Below are 6,332 nucleotides of genomic sequence, written 5' to 3'. Positions count from 1 at the left end.
CAGCCAGGAACCGTGCTGTACCAGGCCCGAAATCCATCACACACTGATGACGCCCAAGCCCCGCCACCACACCCCCAACTCACACTGGGTGCCGAGTGACATGAGCGGGGATTCGAACTAGAGTTCGCCACGCTGGCAGCGACCTTCCGGCGCCTGGCCGACCAGGGACTGCTCCGCATCGACGACACGCTCCTGGCTGCGAACCACTTCTCCGGCCTCTGCTGTGGATCCCGGTGAACAAGGCCATGTTCACCGGCAGCGCCCAGCACACCGAGGCCGGCCTCGACCGCTACGCCGCCGCCGGCACCCGTGTCTTCCTCGCCGCCTACCGCTGACCACCGCACCGCAACAGTCGATCTACCAGACCGGAAAGGGCCATGCCCGGTCAGGCCGCGCGCACCTCACGGCGGTAACCGCCCGGGGCCTGCCCGTACTCGCGCTTGAAGGCCTTGGCGAAGGCGTACTCGGAGCCGTAGCCGGTGCGGGCGGCGACCGCGGACAGCGGGACCTCGGACTCCCGCAGGAGCTGGGCTGCGGTCGTCATGCGCCAGCGGGTCAGATACGCCATGGGCGGCTCGCCGACCAGGTCGTTGAACCGGCGGGCGAAGGCGGCACGGGACAGGCCCGCGCGGGTGGCCAGCAACTCCACGGTCCACTGGGCGCCCGGTTCCTCGTGGATCCCCGCCAGGGCCGGGGCGACCGCGGCGTCACCGAGCGCGGCGGCCCAGCCCTTGGCCTGTACGGCCGGACGTTCCTCCAGCCAGGCGCGCAGGATGTACAGGAGCAGTGAGTCGATCAGCGCGGGGACGATGCCGGCGGAGCCCGGCCGCGGCTGGTCCAGTTCCGTGCGCAACAGCTGGATGGCTGCGGCCAGTTCGGGATGCCGGACGTGGTTCGCGGGCAGATGGATGATCTCCGGCAGCTGCCGCACGAGGGGGTGCGGGCGGGCCTGGTCCAGGTGGTAGTTGCCGCACAGCAGGTCCGTGCGGGGGCCGTCGCCGCCGATGGTGACGGTGCCGAGCGGCGATCCGGGGCTGAACTGGGAGGCGCGTTCCACCTCGGCCGGGGTGTCGGGGTGGTCGGCCAGGATGTGACCGCGCCCGTCCCGCAGGAAGACCACGTCGCCCGGGCCGAGCGGGAGGGGCGGCTGATGCGCCGCGTCCTCCAGCGGGACGAGCCAGCACGCACCCGACAGCACCACGTGGAACCCCGCGCCGGCCACCGGGGGCAGCCGCAGCCCGAAGGGGGCCCGTCCGGTGGTCCGGACGGATGCCGGCCGGCCGGTGCGCATCGAGGCCAGCGCCTCGGTGAGGATGTCCAACTCCCGCCCCTCTCCCCTGCTCTCCCGGCTCTCGCCGCTTTTCTTCCGCACTCTAACCCGCCCTGCTCAGGCCACCGTCAGGACGATCTTGCCGCGGGTGCGGCCGGAACCGACCAGCTCGTGCGCCTTCGCGGCCTGCTCCAGCGGGAGCGTCACGGAGACGTGCGGGCGGATGCGGCCCGCGTCGATCAGGGCCGCGATCGCCTCCAGGGAGGCGTAGTCCGGTTCGACCGAGACCCCGGCGAAACGACGGCCCTCGTTCTCGACGCGGGCGGCGAGCCCGGTGTTCCAGTGCTCCATGATGCTGACCAGGGTGCCGCCGGGCTTCAGGACGCTCAGCGCACGCTCGCCCTCGGAGCTGGAGTCGAAGACGACGTCGATGTCCTTGGCCGCTTCGGTGTAATCGGTGGTGCGGTAATCGATGATCTCGTCCGCCCCGAGTTCGCGCACGAAATCGTGGTTGGCGGCGCTGGCCAGGGCCGTGACGTGGGCGCCGCGCGCCTTGGCGATCTGCACCGCGAAGTGGCCGACGCCACCGGCCGCCCGGTGGATCAACACCCGCTGCCCTTCCGTGACGTGGGCCGCGTCGACCAGGCCCTGCCAGGCGGTGAGCGCGGCGAGCGGCACAGCGGCGGCCTGCACATGGTCGAGCGTCGCGGGCCTGCGGGCCACCTGGCGCGAGGGCACGGCCACGTAGTCGGCGTAGCCGGTGGCGGCGCGCGGGAAGAACGGCATGCCGAAGACCTCGTCCCCAGGCTTGAACCGGGCGCCGGGCCCGGCCTCCTCGACCACACCGGAGACGTCCCAGCCGACGCCGAACGGCGGCTCGCCGAGGAGCGGGTAGGCGCCGGAGCGCACGGCCACGTCGACCGGGTTGACGCCGCTCGCGTGGACGCGGACGAGGACCTCGCCGCCGAGCGGGGTGGGCTTGTCGGTCTCGATGAGCTCGAGGACCTCGGGGCCGCCGAACGACTTCTGGGTGACAGCACGCATGGTGAACTCCCTGTTGGGGTGGTGGTCTCGGGGCGACCGCCCCTCGTCTCCTCCACATTAGGAAGATCGAACGAGCTGCTGAATATCCTCCAGTCTTCGAAAAATGTCCGAGCGTCCACGAGAACGACCGGCCGTGAGAGCCCTGGACCGTGCGGGCGCACGGGCGTGCGGTCCACCCGGCGGAGGTGTGCCGTCGCGTACCGTACCGGCCGAGGCCATCCCGGTGGCATTGGCACCGCGACGGAGCGTGGCGCCGCGACCCGGTGCGCCGGCGGCGGCCGCTCACGCCCGTACCCCATCAAGGTGGCCGGTGACCCGGTCTGGATCCAAAGCCACGTCCCAGACGTCGTCCTCATCGACGAGGCCGGCCCACTCACACACGAAGAAGGCACACGAGACCAGATCCCGGGCCGGCGGCCCCCGATCATCACGCTGGCCTCTCGTACGCCTCGAGGTAGTCCTCTCCCATTCCCTCGGCCGACCCCGCTCCATGGGCAGCCAGCAGCGGAGCAGAACCTGGTACTGGCGCCGGGCCCGACCACAGGAGACAAACGACCAGGCGTGATACCGATCGTCACCGAAGTGACCAGGCAGAACACCAAAAACGTCAATACACGGCACCGCCGGCGACCTCGGGCGTCCGTGGGCGGCGATCCACGACAACGCCCGCATCCCCGCGGACTTTCGGCTGTACCTCACCGCGACCCCGCGCATCCTCGCGGCGGCACGCCCGCAGAAGGGCGCCGGGGGCGAGGAGCTGGAGCTCGCGAGCATGGCCGACGACCCGGACGGCACGTACGGCGCGTGGCTCGCCGAGCTCGGGCTGTCCGAAGCGATCGAGCGGGGGATCCTCGCCGGGTTCGAGATCGACGTCCTGGAGATCCGGGACCCGTCGCCCGTCCTGGGCGAGTCCGAGGAAGCGCAGCGGGGCCGGCGCCTGGCGCTGCTGCAGGCCGCGCTCCTGGAGCAAGCCGCGGCGTACAACCTGCGTACGGTCATGACCTTCCACCAGAAGGTCGAGGAAGCCCGCGCGTTCGCGGAGAAGTTCCCCGAGACCGCAGCCGAGCTGTACGTCACCGATGCCTCCGATGCCGATCTGGCAGCCGCGGAGAAGCTCCCCGCGTCGTCGATCGAGGCGGAGTTCTACGAGCTGGAGGCCGGCCGCCACGTACCCCCGGACCGCGTCTGGTCCGCCTGGCTGTGCGGCGACCACCTCGTCACCGAGCGGCGCGAGGTCCTGCGGCAGTTCGCCAACGGCATCGACGCGAACAGCCGGCGCGTGCACCGGGCGTTCCTCGCCTCCGTACGCGTCCTCGGCGAGGGCGTCGACATCACCGGCGAGCGCGGCGTGGAGGCCATCTGCTTCGCCGACACCCGCGGCTCCCAGGTCGAGATCGTCCAGAACATCGGGCGCGCCCTCCGGCTCAACAAGGACGGCTCCACGAAGGTCGCCCGCATCATCGTGCCGGTGTTCCTGGAGCCGGGCGAGGACCCCACCGACATGGTCGCCAGCGCCTCGTTCCGCCCTCTTGTGGCGGTCCTCCGGGGCCTCCGCAGTCATGACGACCGCCTTGTCGAGCAGCTCGCCTCCCGCGCCCTCACCAGCGGCCAGCGCAAGGTCCACCTGCGGCGCGATGAGGATGGACGGATCGTCGGCGCCGGCGCGGGTGAGGGTGAGGACCAGGAGGACGGCACCGACGCCGCGGCCGAGTCGGCCCTGCTCCACTTCTCCAGCCCGCGCGACTCCGCCACGATCGCCGCGTTCCTGCGCACCCGGGTCTACCGACCGGAGTCCCTGGTGTGGTTGGAGGGCTACCAGGCCCGGCTGCGGTGGCGGGCGGAGAACGGGATCACCGGCGTGCACGCCGTGCCGTACGACACCGAGACCGAGGTCGGCGTCACGAAGGACTTCCCGCTCGGCCGGTGGGTGCACCAGCAGCGCAAGGCCCTGCGCGCCGGGGAACTCGAGGAGCGGCGCAAGACGCTGCTGGACGCCCCGGAGGCCGGGATGGTGTGGGAGCCCGGCGAGGAGACGTGGGAAGCCAAACTCGCCGCGCTCCGGACCTACCGGCGGGCCACCGGACACCTCGCACCCCGACAGGACGCCGTCTGGGGCGAGGAAGACGAGATGGTGCCCATCGGGCAGCAGATGGCCAACCTCCGCCGGAAGGGAGCGAAGAACGGGCTGGGGAAGGACGAGGACACCGCCACGACCCGGGCCGCGCAGCTCGCCGCGATCGACAAGGACTGGAACTGCCCCTGGCCCCTGGACTGGCAGCGGCACTGCCGCCTGCTCGCGGACCTGGTCGACGACGACGGGCAGCTGCCCGACATCGCCCCGGGCGTGCTGCTGGACGGCGACGACATCGGGCGGTGGCTCCAGCAGCAGAAGCAGCCGGCTACCTGGGCACGCCTGTTGCCCGAGCAGCAGGAGCGGCTGACCGCGCTGGGCGTACAACCCAACCAGGCACCCTCTCCCGCCCCCACAGCCACCCGCGGGACGAAGGGGCCGAGCAAGGCGCAGCAGGCGTTCCAGCGGGGCCTGGAGGCCCTCACGCAGTGGGTAGAGCGGGAAGGCGCGCACCGGCCGGTGCCGCGCAGCCACGGCAAAGAAGTCTCGGTCGAGGGCAAGGCGGAACCGGTGATCGTGAAGGTGGGTGTGTGGGTCTCCAACACCAAAACCCGACGCGACAAACTCACCCAGGAGCAGCTGCACGCACTACGGGCACTCGGCGTGGACTGGGCCTGAGGACACCGGCTGAAGGCGGAGGCCAGTACAGGGCGAGAGCCCGGAGCATGATGATGCCGCCCGAGGTCCTGGGCTGGCAGTCCGGTCCGCGGGGCATGGCCCTGGCCTCGTACCTGTTGTGGAGGCGCTGGAGAAGGTGGCGCGTGTGCCGCGTGAACGGACGGTGTTGGGTCTCGTCGATGACCAAGGCCATCAGGTAATGGTCGGGGCCGCCCCGCACGGCGTCGACGGGCATAGAGGCCCGAAGGTTGGGCCAGTATCGGCCGTGGGAAAATCCGGATGCGGCGCGCCACGCAGCGGTGACCTCGCGGGCTGGGAGACCAGCGTCGCGGGCGGCTTTCTCGATGATCTTTCCGGCCTCGGGCCTGCCCAGTGATGCAGTGGGGATGCCCAAAGTCAGCGCGAGATCCTCTACGTCCTGGCGGCGCTCGCGGCCGGTCTTGCCGCCCGGTCCTGGCACATGGTTGATGTCTTCTTCGTGCTGGGCGCGGTTGCGCATGTCCTCACGCCAGAGCGCCAGGGCACGGCGTCGGCGTTCGGTGCGATCGCATCCGCCCAGTAGCCAGAGGGCCGTGGCGAAATTCTCCAGCGCCCCGCGCATCAGCGTCCACGGGCTCTGTGGATCCGCCTCGCCGGCCTCAACCAGCCTGCGGAACGCATCGACGTGTGCCACTCCCGCGCTGTATGAGGTGCGTATGAGCGTCGACGCCGCGTACGCGCCCAGGGGTGCGTCGTCCGTTGCCAGGCTGCTCGACGGCTGCGGCGCGGGCAACTGGCGGTAGGCGCCCTCCCCGCGCAGGCGCTTGACGTCCGTGAACAGCGGCTGCAAGTAGGCGAACTGGAATCCAGTCCGTGTCATGACGGGCAGGGTATGGGCTGCTGCTGACACTAGAGAACAGTTCCGGGCGGCCACACGGGGCTTTGCATCGTCGGCTACGAGGGTCAAGGGCCGCGCCTCCACGGGGAGCTGGGGAGGATCACGAGCTCACCGGCTCCATGCCCGCAAGAGCAGCCATTCCAGGCCCGCTGACGGCAGCCGTGACCCGTTCGCGGGCCCAGCATGGTCCAACCCGGGCCCGCCGACAACACCAAGGGTGGGGGGCCGGGGTGACTGGGTGTGGGGGTGTCCGTCCTGGGGCGGGGGGGCGGGTGGGGGTGTGTGGGTGGGGGCGGGGGCGGGGGGTTTTCTGGTGGGGGGGGGGGTGGGGGGGGTGCTGTGGGTGCTTGGGGTGTCTGGGGGGGTGTGGCGGCGGCGGTGGCTGGCAGTGG

Annotated in this window: 5 protein-coding genes; 2 read left to right on the top strand and 3 right to left on the bottom strand. The window is 71.2% G+C overall.

Going from position 1 to position 6,332, the window contains the following annotated elements:
- Positions 1–132 precede the first annotated feature (132 nt).
- Positions 133–237, top strand: a complete 105-nt coding sequence (locus ACFWP3_RS41265; protein ID WP_384232013.1) for a TetR/AcrR family transcriptional regulator C-terminal domain-containing protein — start codon at positions 133–135, stop codon at positions 235–237.
- Between the two features lie 148 nt (positions 238–385).
- Here the strand turns inward: ACFWP3_RS41265 and ACFWP3_RS41260 are convergent, their stop codons facing one another.
- Both ACFWP3_RS41260 and ACFWP3_RS41255 read right to left on the bottom strand, forming a co-directional pair.
- Positions 386–1,321 (bottom strand): AraC family transcriptional regulator, encoded by a 936-nt coding sequence (locus tag ACFWP3_RS41260; RefSeq protein ID WP_384232011.1) that lies wholly within the window; start codon positions 1,319–1,321, stop codon positions 386–388.
- Positions 1,322–1,387: 66 nt separating this feature from the next.
- Entirely contained in the window at positions 1,388–2,314 is a 927-nt protein-coding gene (locus tag ACFWP3_RS41255) for an NADP-dependent oxidoreductase (protein WP_384232009.1), read from the bottom strand.
- Between the two features lie 772 nt (positions 2,315–3,086).
- Between ACFWP3_RS41255 and ACFWP3_RS41250 the strand changes: the two genes are divergently transcribed.
- Positions 3,087–5,063: a Helicase associated domain protein gene (locus ACFWP3_RS41250; RefSeq protein WP_384232007.1), complete on the top strand. Its 1,977-nt coding sequence runs from the start codon at positions 3,087–3,089 to the stop codon at positions 5,061–5,063.
- Here the strand turns inward: ACFWP3_RS41250 and ACFWP3_RS41245 are convergent.
- Positions 5,011–5,922, bottom strand: coding sequence for a hypothetical protein (locus tag ACFWP3_RS41245; RefSeq protein ID WP_384232005.1), 912 nt, complete (start codon positions 5,920–5,922; stop codon positions 5,011–5,013). The genes ACFWP3_RS41250 and ACFWP3_RS41245 overlap by 53 nt on opposite strands.
- Positions 5,923–6,332: the final 410 nt, after the last annotated feature.

It is taken from the genome of Streptomyces sp. NPDC058525 (genome assembly GCF_042719495.1).
Lineage (GTDB): Bacteria > Actinomycetota > Actinomycetes > Streptomycetales > Streptomycetaceae > Streptomyces.
Note: the sequence above shows the minus strand (reverse complement) of the source record. Positions and strands in the feature narration are given on the sequence as shown.

Excerpts from the sequence above, each read along its gene's own strand:
- ACFWP3_RS41255 (WP_384232009.1), bottom strand. The coding sequence starts at position 2,314 with ATGCGTGCTGTCACCCAGAAGTCGTTCGGCGGCCCCGAGGTCCTCGAG.
- ACFWP3_RS41250 (WP_384232007.1), top strand. The coding sequence starts at position 3,087 with ATGGCCGACGACCCGGACGGCACGTACGGCGCGTGGCTCGCCGAGCTC.
- ACFWP3_RS41245 (WP_384232005.1), bottom strand. The coding sequence starts at position 5,922 with ATGACACGGACTGGATTCCAGTTCGCCTACTTGCAGCCGCTGTTCACG.